17 protein-coding genes and 5 pseudogenes are annotated in these 21,870 nt (G+C 68.2%); 12 read left to right on the top strand and 10 right to left on the bottom strand.

Annotated features, from left to right (window positions below; genetic code table 11):
- Nucleotides 1–96 (top strand): annotated as a pseudogene (locus AB0D04_RS37745) (helix-turn-helix domain-containing protein); the annotation flags it as partial.
- Nucleotides 97–111: 15 nt separating this feature from the next.
- Here the strand turns inward: AB0D04_RS37745 and AB0D04_RS37740 are convergent.
- From AB0D04_RS37740 to AB0D04_RS37730, 3 genes and pseudogenes are all read right to left on the bottom strand, one after another.
- A pseudogene (locus AB0D04_RS37740) lies at nt 112–753 on the bottom strand (SulP family inorganic anion transporter); the annotation flags it as partial.
- 35 nt (nt 754–788) lie between these two features.
- Nucleotides 789–1,409 (bottom strand): carbonic anhydrase, encoded by a 621-nt coding sequence (locus tag AB0D04_RS37735; RefSeq protein ID WP_362711929.1) that lies wholly within the window; start codon nt 1,407–1,409, stop codon nt 789–791.
- Nucleotides 1,410–2,260: 851 nt separating this feature from the next.
- A complete protein-coding gene (locus AB0D04_RS37730; RefSeq protein ID WP_362711928.1) occupies nt 2,261–2,632 on the bottom strand; it encodes a transposase in 372 nt (123 codons plus the stop codon).
- A 60-nt stretch (nt 2,633–2,692) separates the two neighbouring features.
- On the opposite strand from AB0D04_RS37730, the pseudogene AB0D04_RS37725 reads away from it, so the two are divergent.
- Nucleotides 2,693–2,953, top strand: a pseudogene (locus AB0D04_RS37725) (transposase); the annotation flags it as partial.
- 127 nt (nt 2,954–3,080) lie between these two features.
- On the opposite strand, the gene AB0D04_RS37720 reads toward AB0D04_RS37725, so the two are convergent.
- A complete protein-coding gene (locus tag AB0D04_RS37720) occupies nt 3,081–3,443 on the bottom strand; it encodes a hypothetical protein (RefSeq protein ID WP_362711927.1) in 363 nt (120 codons plus the stop codon).
- A 1,549-nt stretch (nt 3,444–4,992) separates the two neighbouring features.
- A complete protein-coding gene (locus tag AB0D04_RS37715) occupies nt 4,993–5,211 on the bottom strand; it encodes a hypothetical protein (protein WP_362711926.1) in 219 nt (72 codons plus the stop codon).
- Between the two features lie 1,091 nt (nt 5,212–6,302).
- On the opposite strand from AB0D04_RS37715, the gene AB0D04_RS37710 reads away from it, so the two are divergent.
- Nucleotides 6,303–6,647: a hypothetical protein gene (locus AB0D04_RS37710; protein ID WP_362711925.1), complete on the top strand. Its 345-nt coding sequence runs from the start codon at nt 6,303–6,305 to the stop codon at nt 6,645–6,647.
- A 354-nt stretch (nt 6,648–7,001) separates the two neighbouring features.
- Here the strand turns inward: AB0D04_RS37710 and AB0D04_RS37705 are convergent, their stop codons facing one another.
- Entirely contained in the window at nt 7,002–7,274 is a 273-nt protein-coding gene (locus tag AB0D04_RS37705; RefSeq protein WP_362711924.1) for a hypothetical protein, read from the bottom strand.
- A 64-nt stretch (nt 7,275–7,338) separates the two neighbouring features.
- Here AB0D04_RS37705 and AB0D04_RS37700 point away from each other — a divergent pair, with 64 nt between their 5' ends.
- The 4 genes from AB0D04_RS37700 (at nt 7,339) to AB0D04_RS37685 (ending at nt 13,828) form a co-directional block, all read left to right on the top strand.
- Complete coding sequence (locus AB0D04_RS37700; RefSeq protein WP_362711923.1) at nt 7,339–8,322, top strand: hypothetical protein; 984 nt, start codon at nt 7,339–7,341, stop codon at nt 8,320–8,322.
- A gap of 176 nt (nt 8,323–8,498) precedes the next feature.
- Entirely contained in the window at nt 8,499–10,592 is a 2,094-nt protein-coding gene (locus tag AB0D04_RS37695; protein ID WP_362711922.1) for a SpoIIE family protein phosphatase, read from the top strand.
- Nucleotides 10,593–11,893: 1,301 nt separating this feature from the next.
- Complete coding sequence (locus AB0D04_RS37690; protein ID WP_362711930.1) at nt 11,894–12,691, top strand: pyridoxamine 5'-phosphate oxidase family protein; 798 nt, start codon at nt 11,894–11,896, stop codon at nt 12,689–12,691.
- 348 nt (nt 12,692–13,039) lie between these two features.
- A complete protein-coding gene (locus AB0D04_RS37685) occupies nt 13,040–13,828 on the top strand; it encodes a calcium-binding protein (protein WP_362711921.1) in 789 nt (262 codons plus the stop codon).
- 238 nt (nt 13,829–14,066) lie between these two features.
- Here AB0D04_RS37685 and AB0D04_RS37680 read toward each other — a convergent pair.
- A pseudogene (locus AB0D04_RS37680) lies at nt 14,067–14,522 on the bottom strand (penicillin-binding transpeptidase domain-containing protein); the annotation flags it as partial.
- Nucleotides 14,523–14,671: 149 nt separating this feature from the next.
- Between AB0D04_RS37680 and AB0D04_RS37675 the strand changes: the two are divergent.
- The 5 genes and pseudogenes from AB0D04_RS37675 to AB0D04_RS37655 all read left to right on the top strand — a co-directional run.
- Nucleotides 14,672–14,863: a hypothetical protein gene (locus AB0D04_RS37675; protein ID WP_362711920.1), complete on the top strand. Its 192-nt coding sequence runs from the start codon at nt 14,672–14,674 to the stop codon at nt 14,861–14,863.
- The gene (locus AB0D04_RS37670; RefSeq protein ID WP_362711919.1) at nt 14,860–15,717 is read left to right on the top strand and encodes a helix-turn-helix transcriptional regulator; all 858 of its coding nucleotides are present in this window, start codon (nt 14,860–14,862) and stop codon (nt 15,715–15,717) included. Before AB0D04_RS37675 ends, AB0D04_RS37670 begins: the two co-directional genes overlap by 4 nt.
- 84 nt (nt 15,718–15,801) lie before the next feature.
- On the top strand, nt 15,802–16,557 hold the full coding sequence (locus AB0D04_RS37665; RefSeq protein ID WP_362711918.1) for a glucose 1-dehydrogenase: 756 nt from the start codon (nt 15,802–15,804) through the stop codon (nt 16,555–16,557).
- Nucleotides 16,558–16,574: 17 nt separating this feature from the next.
- Nucleotides 16,575–18,185 (top strand): MFS transporter, encoded by a 1,611-nt coding sequence (locus AB0D04_RS37660; RefSeq protein WP_362711917.1) that lies wholly within the window; start codon nt 16,575–16,577, stop codon nt 18,183–18,185.
- A 163-nt stretch (nt 18,186–18,348) separates the two neighbouring features.
- A pseudogene (locus tag AB0D04_RS37655) lies at nt 18,349–18,697 on the top strand (pseudouridylate synthase); the annotation flags it as partial.
- 333 nt (nt 18,698–19,030) lie between these two features.
- Here AB0D04_RS37655 and AB0D04_RS37650 read toward each other — a convergent pair.
- From AB0D04_RS37650 to AB0D04_RS37640, 3 genes are all read right to left on the bottom strand, one after another.
- Complete coding sequence (locus AB0D04_RS37650; protein ID WP_362711916.1) at nt 19,031–19,744, bottom strand: hypothetical protein; 714 nt, start codon at nt 19,742–19,744, stop codon at nt 19,031–19,033.
- Between the two features lie 703 nt (nt 19,745–20,447).
- A complete protein-coding gene (locus AB0D04_RS37645) occupies nt 20,448–20,804 on the bottom strand; it encodes a beta/gamma crystallin-related protein (RefSeq protein ID WP_362711915.1) in 357 nt (118 codons plus the stop codon).
- A gap of 41 nt (nt 20,805–20,845) precedes the next feature.
- Complete coding sequence (locus tag AB0D04_RS37640) at nt 20,846–21,751, bottom strand: hypothetical protein (RefSeq protein WP_362711914.1); 906 nt, start codon at nt 21,749–21,751, stop codon at nt 20,846–20,848.
- Nucleotides 21,752–21,870 lie beyond the last annotated feature (119 nt).

The following is a 21,870-nucleotide window of genomic DNA, read 5'->3' as shown; positions in this document are numbered from 1 at the left end:
ATGAACGCCATCGCCGCCGAGGCCGGGATCACCAAACCGATCCTCTACCGGCACTTCGGCGACAAGGGCGGGCTGTACCGCGCGCTGGCCGTACGCCTTGGCGACGTCCAGACCGCCGGCCGCCGTGGCGGTCGTGGCCAGGGCCACCGCGGCCAGCGGCGCGGGGACCACCTGCACCTTGGCTGGCAGCTTCTTCCACACCATGAGCACAACGATGGTGCCGAGGCCGACCGCGAAGGCGGTCAGGGCGGAGCTGCTGGTGGCAATGTCGGCAACCAGCCCCGGGATGCCGATGATTTTGTCCACGCCCGAGCGCGGCTGTGCGACGCCGGCCATCGTGTACAACTGGCCGAAGAGGAGCACCAGTCCGATGCCGGCCAGCATGCCCTGCACGACCGCGACGGAGATCGCCCGGAACCAGCGGCCGAACCGCAGGAGTCCGAGGGCGATCTGGAACACTCCGGTGGCCAGCACGAGGGCACCGAGCATGCCCAGGCCGAACTCCCGGACGGCCTCGAAGACAAGCACGGTCAGACCCGCGGCGGGTCCGCTGACCTGCAGGCTGCTTCCGGGCATGAAGCCCACGACCAGACCGCCGACGATGCCGGTGATCAGGCCGAGTTCGGCAGGCACGCCCGACGCCACGGCCACACCGACACACAACGGCAGGGCCACGAGGAAGACGACGAGTGAGGCGAGTAGGTCCTGGCGGAGGACTGCCGGCTTCTTGAAAGCGGAAAAGGCGGAAAACATCGCAGAGGATCCCTTGGTCTTCGTTGCGGGCCGGTTCACAGGGGTCCGAACGACAGGTCGCCCTCTTCGGGCCGGTGCACGGTCACCGCGCCCGTGTGCACCTCGTAGTACCAGGCGTGCAGGGAGAGCGTCCCCTCGTCGATCCGCTCTCTGACGCAGGGGTAGTGGCGCAGGGTCTCCAACTGCGCGACGGCGTGGGCCTGTACGGCCTCCGCCACATCGGGCGAGTCCGCCGTCACCGAGCGGACGGACGCGTGCGGCGGCACGGCGTGCTCCAGCCAGCCGCGGACAGCGGGGACGGCGGTCAGGTCGTCGCCCCGGTGCACGGCGCCCACCGCGCCGCAGTGGGAGTGCCCGCAGACGACGATGCCGCGGACGCCGAGCACGCGGACGGCGTACTCGATGGTGGCCGCCTCACCGGTGTGGCAGTCGTCGCCGGGGTAGGACGGGACGATGTTGCCGGCGGTACGCAGTTCGAAGAGTTCGCCGGGGCGTGCCCCGGTGATCAGAGCCGGTACGACGCGCGAGTCCGAGCATGTGATGAACAGGGCCTCCGGCGACTGCCCGGCTTCCAGGGACCGGAAGGTCTCGGCGTGCCGGGGGTCCGCCACGTGCGTGGCCGAGAAGGAGCGCGCGTTGTCGATCAGTGACTTCATAATGGCCTGCCTCCTGCGCCTATGCGGCATTGCCGGGCGCGGTGTGGTCGGGTCGGAAGAGAGTTGTCGGCGTGGCGACGACCTGCCGGGTACCACGACCTCGGGGTACGCCACGCCACCGCGGCACCGTCGTGCGATGGCCGCGATCAGCACTTTACCAGCTCGTTACCACCGCTTGGCGCATTAAATACCTACCAAAACCCCTATAGAATTGGACGCTTGGCCGAGTGGCTGGTCCAGTCCCGTAGCGGGCCAGTTACCGGATTGGAGCATTCCGCACAGGGCCGGAACGCGCCCCGTCGCGATCCCGCATCCTCCAGATCCACCCGGCCATCCCGGCGCACCGAAAGGTAGTTGACCTGGGTAGACACTTCACGCCGACACTTCGGCCCTGCCTCCGCCTTTCGTTGCCCGGCCTTCATCTGTATTCCCTTTTCCGTTGGCGCCAGATTCCACGGGTGCCGATTTCGACGCCGTCGAACACGTGCCCCACCGCTCGTCCGCCGCCGAAATGTACATGTCAATGAAGTGAAGAGCGGACCGGAAGCGAGAGTTTTAGGTGGTGTCCTACATGGTGAGATTTCAGAAGTGTTTGTAGCGGCAGAGAGATGCTGCCGATCTGCCGATCTGCCGATCCGTGAAAGGCCAGGTAGTTGTCTGGGTTCCGCTCGTAGCGGTGGTGCGGTAGCCGGCCGGTCCCCAGTGATGCCGACAGCGAGCGAGGGGCGGATTCCGTCGTCGAAGCCATCGTGAAAGAGCCGGGAGTCCAGCCCGGCGCCGTCGCTCGCACGGCCGTCGTCCGCTGCTGCCCACCGACTCCCGAAGGGAAGCCTCAGCCCCACGCGCCCCGCTTACCGATGATCTTGCGTGAAGGCCCCGCCCTTCAGTGCGGGGCCTTCACGCATCTCAAGACTGCTCTGACCCGCAGGTCGGAGCGGACGTTGTTGCTGCTCGATGTACTGGCGGATGATCGCGAGTGGTGCGCCTCCGCAGGAAGCGGAGAAGTAGGACGGCGAACACAGGTGTCGGTGCATGATGGCGCGGTTCATGACTGCGGTGCACCCGCGTCGCAGGTACCGGGCGGAGATGCCTTTGAGGCTGTTGACCAGTTTGGGGACGGCGACTCGGGAGGCGAAGTAGCGGGTCTCCAGGTCGGAATGATCGCCCTCCTCCAGCCCCTCCGGTTCACGATGGGGGACGACATGCCCGTCCGGGAACTCCACCCCGGCAGCGTCGGAGGGTGGCGGCAGGTGCCTACGGCCTTCGGCCCCTGCATGACAGCCAAGCTCCATGCCGACAAGGGATACGACTACGACCACCTGCGGAAATGGCCCCGCAGTCCGAACATCGCACCCCGCATCGCCCGCAAGGGCATTGAGTCTTCTCAACGGCTGGGACGTCACCGCTGGACCGTCGAGCGCGCCATGGCCTGGCTCGCAGGCTGCCGCCGACTCCACCGCCGCTACGAACGCAAACCTGCCCACTTCTTGGTCTTCACCAGCATCGCTTGCACCCTCATCTGCCAACGCCTACTGGCCAATTGAGATGACCTCCCCTTGCATCCGCGGCTCGGATCGTGGGCGTGGGACGAGGTACCGAACGTGAACTCGTGATGTCCGTCGGGTCGTGGTGTCGTGCAGTCGCAGACCGCTGGAACGCCGCCGGCACGGATCAAGAGCGTGGCTGCAGCCAACGACGCGCGGAGGCCAGCGTCACTTCGATGCCGTCGCTCCATGAACAGACTTCCAGCCACGACAGGTAGCCGCCCTCTGTGAAGGCCAGGACCTCGCCGGGGCACTCACCGGCCTCGGTGACGAGCTGCGCTTCGGCCGCCACGACAGTGCTGGGGCCGGTGGGGGCGGGCTCCACCTCACTGGTGTCGAGCTCGAAGTAGGCGGTACCGCACTCGCATGTGCAGCGAGCTCGCACTCTGAGGTGCGGAACCTGCCTGCGGAGTGCGGCATGAACCGGATCGTCCGAGTCCAGGATCGCCGCAAGCACGTCGGCCACGTCGGAAGGCAGGCTCTCGGTCATTCCGTCACCGTATCTGACCAGTGGCTTTGGATCCCGACAAAGCCCGGCCCATCGCTGTTCGGCAGGCCGGCGTGGTCACGCGTCCAGGAACAGGTCGGTGCCCGCGAGGCATCCGTCGATGTTCTGCTGGCGCGTCGTCCAGTGCCCTGCGGCGGTCGGGATCCATTGGGACGGCCGACACCGCCGTGCGCGGTGAAGCTCACACGCTGCTGGCGCAGGGCGAGAACCTGCTCGCCGTGGCCGCGCAGGGTGGTGACCACCCGCCCTGAACTGTGATGGTCCCACCTGGCACAGGTTGTCGGAAGCGTCTTGCGCCGTCCACGTGGTCTAGATCAGGAGCGTTTTCGCAGGTCAGATGCTTGTGGTCCAGGTGCGTCGACGCTGTTGGTGAGACGCCTGTGATAGCAGGTGAGAGTTGAGGAACCCCCGTCGGCTGGCTCCGGCGGGGGTTTCTGCGTTCGAGGATGCTCCTGGTGCGTGGTGTTCGACGCGGTCTTTCTGCGCTCCGGCTCGCCGTTCTCGACGGCGTAGGGAGGGCAGCGGTGACGATGCGGGCGGGCAGGGCTGACCAACGCCCTGCCAGGCACCGTCTTGTCGCCCTCGACGACGGTCGGGTGCTGGGCTGCGCGCCGTGGTGCCAGTCTTCGACCGAGGCGCATCGAGCACTCCGTCTACGTCCACCCCAACGCCCGCGGCCGAAACGTGGGCCTCGCGCTCCTAACCGGCCTTCTCACCTCTACCGACGCCGCCGACATCACCGTTTCCGCGGATCCTTTCCCGTCTCGGCCGCCGCTCTGCCGTTGTCCGGAAACGATGCCGCGCCGTCCGCTCACGCATCGCTCACGCACGGCGAGCCTTTGACCGGCAATTCTGCGCGCGCCGCTCCAGCCGCTGGGCGGTCCCAGCGGTCCCAGCGGTCCTGGCGCGCCGGCTCGGATGTCCTCGTCGGCGGCCAGTCGGGTGACGAACGCCGCGGCGGCGTGCCCAGTGCCGGCGTTCGTACCTGGTCGGCCGGGGCGGGCAGGTGCAGATGGTGGACCAGTAGGAGCAGCCGCTGCCCGGTCGGCGGATCCAGGGCTGTTTGCAACGACGACAGGGTGGGCGAGTTTCCGATTCCGCACAGCACCGGCAGCCCTTCGGGGTGCAGCAGGGGATCGACCGCGTCCGGATGCGTTCCAGTAGCCGGGCCGCCCGCTCGCGGTCTGCCGCGCCGAGTGCTTCTGCAGTGAAGCGGGTGGCGCTCTCGGAGATCGACGCCCGCGTGTTGGAGATGGCAGCGATCTCCGCAGCGGCCCGCGGGGAGCGGGCGAGCACCGGTCACCTTGCCGGGTGGAGGATCGGTGGCGGTCGCCGGCGAGTGGCAGAGGTGGCGCGCCAGGGAGCCGCCGCCGACCACGGCGATGCCGCGGGTTGCCCCGGCTGTCACGGTGCCTTTAGTTGAGTTGTGCTGAGTTGACTCGGGGCGTGTGCGGAATTGCGTCGGCAGCCGGACATGGGTGAACCCCGGGACGCTTGGTCCCGGGGTTCGAGCCTTGCCTGTACGGCGTGGTCAGAAGCCGGTGGTGTGCACCGTGACCAGGCCAGAGAACGGCGAGACGGGCAGGGCGGGCACCTGGGACTGGGCGGTCCCGACGGCATCGCCGACGGTCACAGTGCCACCGTGCCCGGCGACCTCGGCCCCGGCGCTGGCGAGTCCACCGGAAATGCCGTCCAGCTCGCTGTCGGAAATCTCGCAGGCGTCTATCTGAGAGGTGAAGCCCTTGCGCATGGCGTGCCCTTCCCTTCAATGTTCTGGGTTCTTGAATTCGCTCCGACAGGATTAGCAGTAATGGAAATCCTGTCGACACGGCGTCGCCTGGCACCCGATACCGGGCAGAAACAGCGACGTCGTGTGCTCGCAGGATGCAATCACGTCAGCAGAGCGTCCGGCAACTTACTGTCCGGTTTTCCGCCCGCCCGAAATTCACCGTTCAAGCCGCTCTGGCCTGCGTTTTCGCTGCTCCAGAGGCGGCAAAACCCCTCGCATGGGATCTACAGAACAATCTTCCGGGAAAATACCTGTGCAGCCCCTCTGCGGGCATATCTGCATTTACGCTTTGCTGGGCGTCCGGTGAGTTGAACGACATGAGATGGTGTGAGATGTCCTCATCTTCTGGGCATCGACTCCGCCTTCTGCGTATCGGCCGCATCGACCGCATTCGGGGCATCAGGTACGACGAACGCATAGGGCGGGCCAGGAATTATCCCCCTGTGCTCCGGGGGCATGACCTAGAAGCCCCCCCCCGGAAAGCACTTCGCACACCGGGCCCACGCAGGTGTCGTTCTTGGCGAGCAGCAACACCGGGATGCGGCAGACGCTCCCGGGGACAGCTGAGTCGGCCGGGCTGACTCACAGGACACCGCCTGCCAGCCGGGCATGGTCGGCGACGGCATCCGGGGCGAGTTCACCGTGACGGCCGAGTGGCAGGGATGACCCGAATCTCCGCTTGGAGTGCGCCCGGAGGGAGGGGGAGAAGGTGCGGGCGCCGTGTGGAGGAAGGGGGCCTTGCGTCGACTGCGCCGAGCGTCGGTGATCAATCGGCGCATCTGCTTCCGCTCTTCGGTTGATCAAATGCCACGCCCGCACGTCGAGCTACTAGTGGAATCGAAAGCGCTCATATCGGATTTATTACCTTGGTCAGTAACGTGGTGGCACCCTTTCGACGCAGAGGTGGACGTGGGTGTGTGTGCAGCGCCCATATGCGGTCATGGCACGGTTTCCTCTTTCGCGAAAGGAGCGACCCTGGCTGTGGCCGCTCGCCCTTACCGCCAAGACGGTGTACGCGTCAGATTGGAACTCCAGTGAGCAACACCGGACCCATGCCAGGAAACCAGCCATACGACCGCAACCAGGGTGGCGGCCACCGCTCCGAGCGCAACCGGGACGGCTCCCCTGCGAGGCGGACAGCCCTGGTCATTCACACGATTGCCGACATCGCCGCCGTGTTCCTTGGTCTGTGGATCCTGCTCTACCTGCTCGAAGCCAACCGCGCCAATGTCTTTGTCGAGTTCGTGGAAAGCATGGCGGACGGGCTGGCCTGGTGGTCACAGGACATCTTCACCATGGACACCGAAGGTCTTCGCGTCCTCCTCAATTACGGTCTGCCGGCCGTGATCTACCTGCTGGTCGGACACGGAATAGCCGCACGGATACGCCGCCTCTGACCGTCCTGCCGCCACTCCGGACGGTGAAGAAGCACTGGCAGAGCGAGTAACACGCCAGAAACCAGGCTGCTTTCACAGTCCCTGCAAGAAGCGTGGCGGCGATACCAAGTGATTCCCGACCAGCGCCGCGCACGGAGCGCGGCAGGAAACGCGGCGCTGTGGGAAATGGGCTTCGCCAAGGCACAGCGGAAGCGGCGGGAGCGGCCATGCGACGGTGTCCGGCGGGGCGGTCGGCAGAACCGGCGAGAGCGGCAGGGCCTACCGGCTCGATCACCCATGCCGAGCCCCGTCCATCGAAGCGTCCTTCATTTGACGTTGGTCCCTGAAGCCGTTCGCTCCATGTGGGCCAAGGAATCAGGTGCGCCAACTCCCGGCGTCTTCGATCCGCGCCATCATCTGGGCGGCGGGCCGGGGGTTCTCGCTGCGGATTTCCAGGGCCTCTGGCGACTCCCCATGCTCACGCCACGCTTCGATCCAGTCCGGAGCGGCCTCCCGGTTCGGGGGCACCCAGGCGTCCCAGCCGCCAACCCCTTCGATCAGGGTGACGGTTTCTTCCGTCATCTGTCTGCGCCACTCAGCTTGCGCGGCCGCGTTCTGTGCGCGACCGTACGCGGCGGTGCCTTCCACGGTTGCGGGGTCGATTCCTGCGGCCCGAAGGCGTGCCACATGGGTGCCACCAGGGGGTCGCGGTATGCATCGCGCTCCGGGCCTGGCTCCGCAATTGGGCCAACCAAGACGGACATGGCGGGGATCTGGAGCCGGATGGCCCCAGGCATTCGGGCCATACCGGTACGCGTATGGCATGAGGATCATCCTGCCAGCCGGAACTCGTCCTGCGCGCGGATCGGCCAACGGTCCCGTAACTTTCTCGTGCAGAAGCATGAGTGCGCATAAGGCGCGCGTAGCCGAGGACGGCCGGTATCTGGCACCGGAGCGTGGGCTGGGCCGTCCCGCGGGACCTCCATCCGACGTGTACCCCCTGGGCTGCGTCCTGTACGAGCTACTGACCGGTCGCCCGCCATTCCAGGGAGAAATCCCGACGGCGGTGGTCTACCAGCACGTGGACGTGCCGCCTGCACCACCCGGACGGCTGCGCCCCGGACTGCCGGGGGCGATGGAGGAGTATCTGCTGCGGCTGCTGACCAAGGAGCCCGGCCGACGTCCCACGCTCGAGCAGACAGCCGGCTGGTTCGCCGCCTGGCGGGCCGAGCAGCCCCAGCCGCCCTTGCGAGCCGACAGCCGCACGAAGACCAGCCCACCCTCCGCCGCGCCCAAGTCCCTCCTGGTGCGGGGAGTTGGGGCTGGCCGGAGCAAGGTACTGGCCGGCGCGGCCGGAGCCGTTGTGTTCGCGGTCTCAGTCGCGGTCGGCATGACCATGAATTCGGACGGGGAGTACTTGTCTTCCCGTCCGTCCGAGCCGTCCCCCACGGTGTCGGGTACCTCGTCACCGCCGTCGACCGATCCCTCGGCCCCCACCACCTCTTCGCCCTCCGCCTCCCCTGCCACCTCCGCGCCAGCAAGCAGCAGTGCCCCACCCTCCACCGGACAGAGGACCAGCACCTCGCCCTCGACCAAGCCGACGGTTCGCACCACAGCGTCGGCCGACCAGACGACCGCCCCGTCTTCCGTTCCGCCGAAGAAGCCGGAACGGAAGAAGAAAGGACGCGTGCACTGAGGAGCGGCTCAGAGTGACCGCGTGACTGCTCTATGTGATGATCTGCCGGTGTGCAGGGCTGTGCTACTGGCCGGTCCGGGGAGACCATGGAGTCAGCGGAGAGACGCGGATGAGTGATGCGGGCCGGAGACAGTTTGAGTCGACAGTTCGTAGTGGAACGGGCGGAGGCGCCTGGGATGAGCACTGCCGGGCCCTTTTGGGCCAATGCCGACGAGTTGGCCTCCGGGTCGTTGCAGCCCAGTGGGCTGCTGGATGTGCTGGGTGTGGCGGCCGTCGTTCTGGACGCCGAGGGCCGCATCGTGCTGTGGAGCCCGCAGGCCGAGGAGCTGTTCGGCTACACCGCGCCGGAGGCGCTGGGCCAGTACGCAGGGCAGCTCATGGTCCACGAACGGGATCTCGGTACGGTGCTCAAGCTGTTCGAGGAGGTCATGGCGACCGGCCGCGGCTGGGCCGGCGCCTTTCCGGTCCGGCACAAGGACGGCAGCACCCGGCTGGTGGAGTTCCGCAACATGCGCCTCCTGGACGACCGTGGCGACCTCTACGCCCTCGGCATCGCCAGTGACAAGGCGACCGTACGACAGGTCGAGCGGGATCTCGCACTGTCGGTACGGATGGTCTCGCAGTCCCCGATCGGCCTGGCCGTCCTGGACACCGATCTGCGATATGTCTCGGTCAACCCGGCCCTGGAGCAGATCAACGGCATACCCGCCGAAGAACACCTCGGCCGGACAGTCCGCGAAGTCCTGCCCTTCCTGGATGATGTCGACGCCATCGAGTCCGCGGTGCGCCACGTGCTCGACACCGGGGACCCTCTGATCGATCAGCCCGCCCTCGGCCGCACCCCCGCGGCCCCGGACCAGGAACACGCCTGGTCGGTCTCGTACCATCGGCTGGAGGATGCCGCAGGAACGGTCCTGGGTGTGGCCGTATCGGTGATGGACGTCACCGAGCGGCATATCGCGGGCATCGAGGCCGACCGCGCCCGCCGACGGCTGTCCGTCATCGCCGATGCCTCGGCGCGCATCGGCACCACGCTGCAGCTGGACCGGACCGCCCGCGAACTGGCCGAGGTCGCCGTGCCCGACCTGGCCGACATCGCCGCCGTCGACCTGCTCGACGACGTCCTGCACGGGAGCTCTGCCCACCTGCCGCCCACCGGCCCCGCCATCCTCCGCGCCCTGGCCGTCAAGACCGACCACCCCACCGCAGCTCTCCGCGCCGCCGACCCGCCCGGGCACGTTGCCCATTACCCTGCCGATCGCCTTGTGGCCCAGTGCGTGCACACCAGCCGCCCGGTCATGGTGCGCCGCGTGGACGACCAGGACCTGCCCCGCATCGCCCGCGACGACGAGGCGGTCACGCTCCTGTCCCTGGCGGGCCTCCACTCCTATCTCGCGGTGCCACTGATCGCCCGCGGAGAAGTGCTCGGCGCACTGGACCTCAAACGCACCCGCAATCCCCTGCCCTTCACCGAGGACGACGTCGTCCTGGCACGCGAGCTGGCAGCCAGGGCAGCCGTCCAGATCGACAACGCCCGCTGGTACCAGAGCGCACGCAACACCGCGGTCACCCTCCAGCGCAGCCTGCTGCCCGAACACCCGCCACCCACCGTGGGCCTGGAGGTCGCCACCCGCTACCAGCCGGCCGGAGCCGCCAGCGAAGTCGGCGGCGACTGGTTCGACGTCATCCCCCTGGACCACGACAAGACCGCGCTCATCGTCGGCGACGTGATGGGCAGCGGCATCGACGCCGCCGCCACCATGGGCCGCCTGCGTACCGTCACCAGCACCCTGGCGGAACTCGAACTATCCCCCGACCGGTTGCTCGAACAGCTCGACAAGATCACTGCCCGCCTCGATCACTACATCGCCACGTGCGTAGTCGTCATCTACGACCCCAACGACCGGCAATGCCAGATCACCAACGCCGGGCACCTGCCTCCCGTCCGCATACGCGCTGGCCAGGCCCCGGAGCTGCTCGATGTACCAAGCGGCGTGCCATTGGGGGTGGGCGGCGTCACCTTCGACACCACCTCCTTCGACCTCAACCCCGGAGACCAGCTGGTCCTCTACACCGACGGCCTGGTCGAAACCCGGCACCAACACCTCGACCACCGACTCAAGAAGCTCCTCACCCTGCTCGACGACCCCCAACGCCCGATCGAAGACACCTGCGACCGGCTCCTGCGGTCCCTGCGCCACCCCGACAACCACGACGACGTCGCCCTCCTCATCGCCCGCGCACAGGATGACGAGCTTGGGGGCAATTGAGGGCGGGAGCCGGGGGCGGTCGGGGACAGCGAAACCGCGGGCCACAAGCAAGGGTCGGACCTCGCGAATCTGAGGGTCAACTCGGTGCGGTAATCGATACGTTTGGCACGCGAATGGCACACGGACAAAAGGGTCTAGACGATGAACTAGCCCGGACCGCTGACCTGGGGCTGAACTCTGGAGTGGGTGGCGGGAATCGAACCGCGCTCTGCGCTTGGGAATCAGGGGATTTCGGACCTGTGCAAGCCTCTGAACTAGGAAAATGACGTACCGGGAGGCGGGGTTCGACGGCTCTGTGTGGCCTGTGCTGACCCTTGTTGTCCGTCGTATCTGGCACGTGAAGGGCACGCCGGGCGGTTTGCTCGTTGACCGGGCTCGCGCAGCGGCCGAGGGCTACCTCGGTGGGTGTTAGCACGGACGGGGCGAAGGCTCTCCCATAGCTGCCGCAAGCGGCGACATCAGCGCCGCCCTGGATGATGGAGGCATGGCCGCGAAGAGACTATGAAGAGTTCCGAACACTGTGAAAAACCCATGGGCTCGGATGCGCTTTCGGGCCCAATGGAAGTGTCCATGCGCAGAGCTGCGGCGCCGTCAGTCGATGCACACAATGGGCAGCGAATATCTGTAGGTGACGAAGATTCGGTGTAGACGTTGTGTCCATCGTGTCCGTGCGGCAACGGTTATGCGCGGTGGTGGATTTCTCGTGAATCGTGGCCTTCCGCTGTCGATCGTGATGAAGGTCGATCACCATCTCGGCTGCTCAGCCCTTCGGTTGTGGCGCAGGGATCTAACTGAAGCCTCTGAATTGGTGTAAAGCCGACTGAGGTACAGCAAGAGTGTGCGTTGCCCACTCAGCCCCAATCGGGGAAACTGCGGGAAATTTTCGGCCTTTCGGATGCTTTCAAGAGCCGAGCTTGTGGATTCACCCGAGCCCGGTATGGTCGAGCTCGGTCCGGCCGCGGGTGGCTGCTGACCCGAAGCTGGGTTTGCCGCCTAATTCGTGGCGAGGCGGCCGTACCGGGACTCCTGTCACGCGTACGACGCCTGGCTGTCAGGTTCGCCCGGCATGGTCCGCAACAGCGTCGACGCCCTGTTGGAGATCGGCCTGCCTTCGACCGTAGCTGGCACGACTCCCGCGAAGACCTCATCACGGCACGGGATCAGGGGACGGAGGAGATGCTGACGTGGACGTGCAGGTGAACGCCAAGGCGGTCGGTACTCATCAGGGGGCGCCCACGGATGATCGGGTGGACACGCAAGACCGGATGGTCTCGGCAGGCCCCATGCCCACGGCGGATCCCATGACCGCGGACTTCCGCGAGCGCCCCGGTAGCGACGGCGAGCACGAGCTCCAGGAGCGCATGGGCACCACGGCCCGTGCCGGCAAGTTCTACGACGAGCAGGTCCTGGACCGGCTCAACGCGCGGATGCGCGAGTTCGTGGCCCGCCAGGAGATGTTCTTCTTGGCCACCTCCGACCAGCACGGTGGGTGCGACAGCACCTACCGGGCAGGCCCGCCCGGGTTCCTCCAGGTCTTCGACGACAGGACGCTGGCCTACCCGGAGTACCGCGGCAACGGCGTGCTCGCCAGCCTGGGCAACATTGTGGAGAACCCTCACGTCGGTATGTTGATGGTCGACTTCCTGCAGGGCCGGATCGGGCTGCACGTCAACGGGCGGGCCCGGATCGTGTCCGACGAGGAGATGCGGCGCGCCCGGCCCGAGCTGCCGGTCGACCCGGTGCCCGGCCGCCGGGCGCAGGTGTGGGTCGAGGTCACGGTCGAGGAGGCGTACATCCACTGCGCCAAGCACATCCCGCACCTGAAGAAGGTGCCGTCGGAGCAGCGAGGCCGCTCCTGGGGGACGGACGAATTCAAGCGCAAGGGCGGCGACTTCTTCGGCGCGGCGGCCGAGGCCCGGGACCGCCCTCCGTACCAGCCGCGGCGGCGCAAGCGTCGCCTTCCGTCGTGGGCGCAGACGGGGCAGCCGACGCCTGCCGCTAAGTGGCAACGCTCGGTCGAGCGATTGCTGGCGGTGCGGGCTCGGCGGCAGCCCGACCCGGAGGAAGGAGACCGGTCCTTCCAAGGCTGGTTCTCCTAGCCGAAGCCTATTGCGGGAGAAGAAGGAAGCCGGTCCTGGTCCCCTACACACACTTCGCCGCGTCGCCCCGGCGGGGGCGTGAGCAGGACGTCGGATTACTCGGCGGCCACACACACTTGACTTACGGCCGAGCTGACGGTGCACGTAGCCCGCCTCGGCCCCCGGGGCATGGCGCGAACGTCGGACGCCCCGCGGAGGTACGCGCGAGCAACGCCACGCTCTGCAAGGGGGGAGCTCCGCCATACAGCGCCCCGCCAACTCACTAAAGTCTGCCGGCCTTAAAGTTGCGTGTTCTGCCTGCCACGACTTTCCCGGCAGGTGCTTCTCTTCACTCTCTGAGGGAGACAGATGCGAAGACGCATACTCCTCGCCGTTGTCGCAGCTGCGACCGCGCTGGGCGGCCTTGCCGCTCCGGCGGCGTACGCGGACGAGACCCACGGCGACATCCAGATCACCAGCGTCGCCGTCAACGGCGGCAAGGACATCGTCGTCGACACGGTGGACAAGACAGTCACGGTGTCGGTGACCGCCACTGACCCGTCGGGCATCTGGGACGCCGATTTCCGCCTGTGGCGAGGTCCGGACGGCGCGGACCCGTACTACAGCCCCGACGGCTACATCAAGCCGAACGAGGACACCACCCCCGCGGACTGTGTGGCCTCCAGCTCCACCACCTCCACCTGCTCGAAGACCTTCACTTTCGAACCGGACTGGTGGCTCGCCAACGCCGACGTCGGCTCCTGGAAAGTGGAGGTCCAGGTATCGGCCAACGACGGCGACTGGACCGACAGGTGGGACTACACCCGCACGCGCCTCCAGCGGCACTCGAAGCTGACCGTGAACGCGAGCCCCGAGCCGATCGCCAAGGGGAAGACTCTCACCGTCACCGGCAAGCTCACCCGGGCGAACTGGGACACGCTCGATTACCGGGGTTACACCAACCAGCCGGTGAAACTTCAGTTCCGCAAGGCGGGCAGCACCACGTACACCACCGTCAAGACGGTCTACACCTCCAGCACCGGCGACCTGACAACCTCAGCCACGGCGTCCGAGGACGGCTACTGGCGCTGGAACTTCGCCGGTACCTCCACCACGCCGGCGGTCAAAGCGACCGGCGACTTCGTGGACGTGCAATAGACGCGGCCGCGTGACGTGAGTCCAGCGCGCTCCGTCGGCATACGCCTCTGCGGCCGACGATAGAGAGTGACGCTGCTGTGTACCACCGAGCCCCGGGCGGAACAGGACGGGGCTCGGTGGTGCAGGATCCGGGCTGCTGCCATGTACGCACCGTGAAGCCTGCGGACCGATACCGGCTGAATGAGCGGCTCGGCCGAGGCGGAATGGGTGAGGTCCGGCGAGCCACGGGCGTACCGCCTCAGCTTGCCGAGCGCAGGATCTGCGCGACGACCGGGCCGGCCGAGGAACCGCCGTGCCCGCCCGCGGGGACGATCGCTGCCGCGGCCAGGTCGTTCCGGTAGGCCGTGAACCAGCCGTTGGGCTTCTTCTGGCCGTCGACCTCCGCCGATCCTGTCTTCGCGCCGATTTCCCCGCCGAGCCCGGCCATCGCCTCGGCCGCGGTGCCTGAGGTCGCGGTCAGCCGCATCAGGGAGCGCAGCTGCTTCGCGGTGTCTGCGGAGAGCGCGCGGGAGGAGTTGGCGAGCTGCCGGTCGTCGACCGACGGGTCGACGAGGTAGGGCTGGTGGAAGGATCCCGAACGGGCGGTGGCCGCGACCGACGCCATGGTGAGTGGGTTCATCCGGACCCCGCCTTGGCCGATCAGCGAGGCGGCCATGGGCGCGTCCTGCTGCACCGGCACCGCTCCGTCGAACGATGCCCGAGCGCGCCGAACGAACACGGGGCCCATGGCGCCGCGACGGGCACCTGACTGACCTGGGGCTTCCAGGGGGTTGTGTGACCCAGTACATACGATCTCGCCGGCGCCGCTGGTGGGCGACAACAGCATTAGCGCTGGCCTGCGCTGTGTCCCTGACCGGGCTTCCCGGCATGGACCAGGCCGAGGCCAAGCCGAAACCGTCGCTCAAGAAGGGCAAGCGCTGCGACGAGGAGTACAAGGACTTCTCCGATGTGGCCGTGGGTGGGCCCCCGGGACGTGGGGCGTTGGCTCGGGTGCCGTGGGGCGCCGCCACGGCGCTGTCTAGCATGGGCGGATGAGTATCTCCGGACTTTCTGTGGACGCAAGGCGACGGCGCAGCGCCGAGCTGCGTGAGTTCCTACGGTCGCGGCGAGCGCGGCTGACGCCCGGGGATGTGGGGATGCCCGGGGGTGGCGGGCGCCGTACGCCAGGATTGCGGCGGGAGGAGGTGGCGGTGCTGGCCGGGGTGGGGGTGTCCTGGTACACCTGGCTCGAACAGGGTCGGGAGATCAATGTGTCGGCCGACGTTCTGGATGCCGTCGCGCGGGTGCTGCGGCTCGACGGCGCGGAGCGGGAGCATCTGTATCTGCTGGCCGGGTTGAACCCGCCGCAGTCGTCTCCGGCCGCCCGGGAGATCTCGCCCCAGCTGTTGCGGGTGATCGACGGCTGGCTGCCGCGTCCCGCCTACGTCATCGACCGGCACTGGCATCTGGCCGCGGTCAACCGTGCCGCCCGTGTGGTGTTCGGATACGGCGAGGACGACCACAACTGCCTGGTGAGTTTCTTCACCAACGCCCGCTTTCGGTCGGAGATTTGCCACTGGGAGGACGCCGCGCGGGCGATCGTCGGGCAGTTCCGGGCGGATGCGGCCCGTTACCCGGACGACCCGGAATTCGGCCGTATGGCCGCCGACATGTGCGCGGCGAGCCCCGCCTTTGCGGAGGTCTGGGCGGAGCATCCCGTCGGCACCGCGACCGAGGGCACCAAGGCACTGGCTCATCCGGCAGGCGGTGAGCTGGTCTTTGAGTACACCGCACTGCCGCTTGCGGACCTGCCGGGCCATCGACTGCTGCTCTACACCCCTGCGGCCGGGACCGGCACCGAGGCCCGTCTGGCCGCGCTGCTGGGCGTACGGGAGTCCGGAGCGGCCTGAAGTCCGCGGGCCCAGGGTGGTGGTGGCAGACCCAGGCTCAGCCGACACTGCCGGCCTTCGGCGAGCCGCTCGAGGATCGTCGTCATGAACCGATTCACGAACAAGACGGTCCTGGTCACCGGCGGCTCCAGCGGGATGGGGTTCGCTGCCGCACGGCGGCTGCTGGACGAGGGCGCGTATGTCGTCATCACCGGTCGTGACCAGGACCGACTGGACTCCGCCGTTGCCCGGCTCAACGCCGCCGAGCGGGCTCTTGCGGTCCGCGCCGACGTGTCGTCCCTGGCCGATCTCGATCACCTGATGCGGCGGGTGGAGACCTGGCGGGGCGGTCTGGACGCCGTCTTCGCCAATGCCGGCGTAGGGATCTTCAAGCCCGCTGCCGAGATCACCGAGGCCGACTTCGTCCACACCGTCGACGTCAACTTCAAGGGTGTCTTCTTCACCATTCACAAGGCGCTGCCGCTGTTGCGGGACGGCGGTGCCGTCGTCATCAACGCCTCGTGGACCCTGCACCGCGGGCTGTCCGTCGCGTCTGTCTACTCTGCGAGCAAGGCCGCCGTACACAACCTTGCTCGCACGCTCGGCGCCGATCTGGCGCCGCGTGGCATCAGGGTCAACTCCGTCAGTCCCGGCTACATCGACACGGCCATGTACCGGGGGGCGAACCCCGAGCCCGGTGCCGAGGCACGCGACGCCGCACAGGTGCCCCTCGGCTCCCTCGGCCACCCCGATGACATCGCGGCGGCCGTGGCCTTCCTGGCCTCTGACGACGCCTCGTACATCACCGGTCAGGACCTCATTGTCGACGGCGGCCTCGCCGGCTGCGTACCCGCGGCATGACGAAGGACGGTACGACGATGACTCTTCGCGCGGGCGGACCCGCGCGACGGCCGAAACCCGCCGTCGCGCTGTCCGCCGTACTGCTGACGCTGCTGATCCTTCCGACCTCGGTGACCGGGGCGGGGGTGCTGTTCCCGCATATCGGGCGGGACACCGGTGCGTCGCTGGACGCCTTGCAGTGGGCGGTGCACGGCTACAACCTGACCTTCGCAAGCTGCATGCTCGCCTGCGGGTCGCTGGCCGACCTGTTCGGCCGACGCCGTGTGTTCGCGGTGGGTGCGGTGCTGTTCACTGTGGCGTCGCTGGTGAGCGCGGCGGCGAGCAACATCTTCCTGCTCGATGCGGCGCGCGGCCTGGCCGGTTTGGGGGCTGCCGCGCTGCTGACCGCCGGGTGTTCGCTCCTTGCCGCGACCTTCGAGGGTGCGGCGCGTCACCGGGCGTTCTCGGCCGTCGGCATCGTGACAGGTGGCGGACTCGCCCTGGGAGCCATGGCGGCAGGGGCGCTGGCGGACACCTTGGGCTGGCGTGCGTTTTTCGGGCTGCACGCGGTGCTGATGCTGCTGGTCCTGTCCGCCGTCCCGTTCCTGGGCGAGTCACGCAGTGTGACGGCGGCCCGGGTGGACTGGCTGGGCACCGCAGCATTCGTCAGCAGTCTCTTCCTGCTCATGCTCGGCACGGTGGAAGGGCCTCAGTGGGGGTGGGGCAGCGCCGGCGTACTGGGCCTGCTGGCCGGATCAGCGGCGCTGATGGTGGCGTTCGTCCTGGTGGAGCGGCACGCCCGGTATCCGATGCTCGATCTGAAGCTGCTGCGCAACGCCAGGTTCATGGCACTGTGTCTGATCCCCGTGGTGGTGACGTTCTCGTTCGTGATCCTGCTGCCGCTGCTGCCGAACTACCTCATGGTCGCGAACGGCGCCGGCAGCCGGGCGGCGGGCAGCACGATGCTGGTGATGGCGCTGCCGATCCTGGTGACCCCGCTTCTTGCCGGAAGGCTGATCAAGTGGGGGTTGTCGACCCGGGCCGTGTTCGGCCTCAGCCTGATGTGCCTGACCATCGGTCTCGCGTGGCTCGCCCTCGTCCTTCGACCAGGTGTGGGCCTGGCGGCACTGGCCGGGCCGATGATCACGCTCGGCGTCGGGCTCGGCCTCAACTTCGGCCTGGTCGATGGCGCGGTGCTGAACGTCGTGGCTCCCGAGGCCACCGGAACAGCGGCCGGCTTTCTCAACACGCTGCGGCTGGGCAGCGAGGCCGTCGTCATCGCTGCGGTCGGGGCAGCACTGGTCGATCTCGTACGGGACGGGCTGGGCGATGGGCTGCGACGATTCCCCGCCTACCGCGGTGGCGCCGGTGAGTTGGCCAACAGTGTCAACGCGGGCGACCTCACCGGTGCGCTGTCCGGGCTGCCGACCGAAAACCGGCCGGCATTCTTCGACTACGTCACGCACGGGCTCACCGGTGCGTGGCAGACAGTCCTGTGGACGAGCGCGGGAATCTGCATGGCTCTGTCCTTGGCGATCTACGCCATGCTGGCCGAGCCCAAGCCCGAGCCCGAGCCCGAGCCCGAGCGTGGTCCGGCCACCGCAGGCGAACCCGCGTCCGAGGCGACGACGGCTGCCCGGTTCCGGTAACGCAGGCGGCCGCACGGCGTCTCGTTGTACCGGGCACCGGAGCTCTGGTACCGGCCCCCGGCCCCCGACCCCCGGCTTGAGAATTCCCGGTGCGGCGAGGTCCCCTTGCCCTCATGAGACGCAGATCGCCCGTTCCCCCGCCCCGCTCCCTTAGCGCGACGGAATCGACCCCGTGCGGGTGCGGCTGTCGGCCGATCCGGGTGGGTCTGGGGGACGGTCCGGGAGCATCTGGTCGACCGGTTTGCGGGGGCCGTTGGGGTCGGGCGGGTGGGGGTGGTCCACCGGGACGAGCGGATCGTGGTGGCGGACAAGCCGCATTTTCTTGCCACGACGCCGCGGGGGCGGCATGTCACCGAGACCGCGCCGGCCCGGCTGCGGCGTGATCTCAAGCTGCCTACGCTGCAGCCCGCGCATCGGCTGGACCGGCTGACGGCGGGGCCGGCGCTGTTCGTCGTACGGCCCGAGGACCGGGGGCGTACCAGGGGCTGTTCGCCGGGCGGCGGGTGCGCAAACGGAAGAACAAGCAGGAGGTTGTAGATCGTGTCTTGTGCGGTCCAGGTGGTCCAGGTGGTCCAGGACTTGGGCGTAATTGGCAGGTCAGGACCTTGTGTACAGGGGCGTCAACCCTGTTGGTGAGAGCGCGTGAGAGGTGAGGAACCCCTGCCGGCCTGATCCGGCGGGGGTTTGCGTGTGACGGCGGGGTCGCGCTGTGCGGTGTTCGACGGGTCTTGGTTGTGCTCCGGCTCGCCGCTTCCGACTCTGCGGGGACACTCGAACGCTTTCGCCTCTGCGGCGGTGGAGCTGCCTCGCCGGAGGTGGCTGCACCGCCGCGGCCGGGCGGGCCTTTACTTGTGGGCGCTGATCACGCCGCCGTTGCTGAGCACGATGTACGCGCCGTTGGCGTCGACCCCCACGTCGTGTCCCTTCGTCTCCAGCGTGGCGGCCACGCCCTCGTAGCCGATGATCTGCGCGCGGTACCGCAGCTCGCCGACCTTCGTGACCTTGGCCTTCCAGCCGCCCGCGAGCTTGAAGGTGCCCGGTCCCTGGTGTTCGCCGCCCATCCACGAGTGGGCCTCGCCGCCCATCGTGAGCACGACGAACATGCCGTTGGCGTCGAGCCCGGCGTCGGCGTCCTGCCCCGTCGTCTCCATCGTGGCCACGACCGAACCGTGGCTGACGATCTTGGCGCGGTAGCGCTGGGAGCCGAGGTCGTAGATCTTGGCTGTGCTGCCGTCCACCAGGGCCTGGGTGCGGACCGGGGATGCCGCATTGGTCGTGGCGGACTGCGTGCCGCCCGACTGCTTGCCCGCGGCGTCCGCCTTGGTGTCGGCCTTGGCGCCGGTGCTCGCCTTGGCATCGGAGCTCTGCACTCCGGACCAGCCCGAGGCAGTGGACTTGCCGGCGGCAGAGCTTGTGCTCGTGTGGCCCGCGGACTTCGCGTCGGCGGCGTCCGAGCCGGAGCAGGCGGTGAGGGTGAGGCCGGCGGCTGCGGTCAGGGCCGCGGCGGCAATGCGCAGGGTGCGGCGGCGAACTGTGCGAACACTGGTGCTGGAGCTCATTTTCGGGTCCCCCGGGGCGGTCGGTGTCGTTGTCTCTCGATACGTCACCCACTCTGACCGGGGCCGCTACTGCAAGGCTGCCGCTCCGCTAACGACCGACTAACACGGGTGTGAGCAGTGAGGACGCCAAGGAGAACCCGAAGAACCAGACCGCGTGCGGCCAGGTTCTGTCTCCTCGGTCAGCGTCGTCTCGGTACCGAGTTCCTCCATCATCGTCCGGCGGGTATGGCGCCGCCCCACCAGATCACCACGACGTTGAAACGCTCACGCATGGCTCACGCAGGGAACGCTTTCGGCGCGGGGGATTTGAACCCACGACCTCTTCGTCCCGAATGAGGTCCGCACCGGATCGACGCCTGGCCGTACGTTATTTGCGCAGGTCAGGGCATCGAACTCGGTAGGTTTCGCGTGGTGTCGGGAGGGCTCGGGGAGCGGGTCGGCTCCCAGATGGCTCCCGGAGGCAACTTGGGACACCTTCAGGCGGCGACACAGAGAGATCCGGGCATGACGACCGCGGCAGCTGCTGAAGGCGCCCCCCGCCATACAGAATCACGTGATTCGGAATCAGTGGACTGGATCGAGCGCCGGGATCAGGAAGCCGCGGGGTCGGGCCTGGGGGCGGCGCTCTCGATCGTCGGCCAGACCACGGCGCTTTCCGCCTCGGTCGGTTGCCCGGTCCGCCCCGCCCGTCAGCGGCTCGCCGTCAGGGGAAGCGGAGGGATTCGGGGTCGTCGTGGTCGCCGAGGTGGGACTGCTGCTCGCCCGGCGCCAGGGAGTAGCGGGCGCCCTGGTAGTCCTTGTGCTGGTAGAACGTGACCGTGCGGTTGCCTTTGTTCTTGGCGGAGCCGATGCGGTCCCAGCCGCGGGCCGGCAGATTCCGCACGCTGCGGGTGAAGATCGCGTGCCTGCCCTGGAACATGGGGCGCTCGAAGACCTGGACCTTGGGGTTGGGCTTGGCCGCGGCAAGGTCCGGGTGACCGTCGGCGGAGGCCGGCAGCGCGGCGCCGAGCGTGAGTGCAGCAGCGGCGGCGCCGGTAGTGGCTAGGTGACTGATACGCATGAAGAACTCCTTTGGTTGGCTATTGATCGGATACGTGGGGGCTATTGGTCGGATGCGTGATGCTGGCCGTGCGTGCGGCCCTCGCGGTCCAGGACGCGACGGGCCGCTGCCATCCAGCGGTCCTTGCGGGCTTTCGCCTTGTGCAGCCGGCCGGTGTTCTCCTTCTGCCGTATCAGGCGACGCTGGATACGGGTCTCGGCCGCTGCCCATACCGTGACCAGCTTCGCCGACTTCTGGCAGGCCACGTCGGCGCGGGCGGTGGCGCGTTCGGTCGCCGTGGGCTCGGTCGTCTCCCAGCGTTCGTTGTCGGCGGCGGCGAAGGGGTCCGGGTAGTCGAAGCCTGCCTTCGCCATGCATGTGTGCCATGTGCGCAGGGCGTCGCGTACTTCGGGGGTCCGCCGGGAGGTTTCCAGGGCGGTGCCGGTCAGCTGGTTGAAGGCGTGGTAGTCGAGTGGGGCGGTGTCGCCGACGAGTTGGCGCTGGGCGGTCTTGCGGCAGCCTCCCTTGCCGGAGGGGCCGTAGGCCGCGCGCTGCACGGCGGCCGGGAGCGCTTCGCGCTCGTCCCAGGCGCGGTTGCGCCGTACCACCGACGGCGGGTCGGGGCGCGGGTGGTATCCGTAGCGGACGGCTTCCACCTCGTCGGCTCCGTACCGTCGCAGGTTCGGCGGCTCGGTGTCCTGCGCGTCCACCGGGGGCAGGGTCTTCCACTCCATGCCCAGGTCCTTCATGCACCGGCGCATGAGGATGTCCTGTGCGTCTTCCACGACGTGGGTCTCGGCCACGGCCGAGGCGTAGGCGTCCAGTGGCAGCCGGAGATACTGGGCCTGCCGGGACACCGGCGGGGGGTGCGAGGCGGGAGTGGACTCGTGCTGCGCGGCTGTGCAGGCGGTGGTGGCCAGGAGCAGCAGTGCGAGCGCGGTGGTGGTCCGGGCGCGGGAGGGCGACATGTTGCCTCTCGTCGTGCGATGCGTGGTGCGCGTTGAGCGGTTGTGGTGCAGGCAGGGTGGGGTGGGGGGGCCGGCGCCCCCCCCCCCCCCAACCCAATCCGGGGGGGGCCAAAAAATAG

Origin of the sequence: Streptomyces sp. NPDC048483 (assembly GCF_040651455.1) — a bacterium.
GTDB lineage: Bacteria > Actinomycetota > Actinomycetes > Streptomycetales > Streptomycetaceae > Streptomyces.
This window is presented reverse-complemented; position numbering and strand designations above follow the sequence as displayed.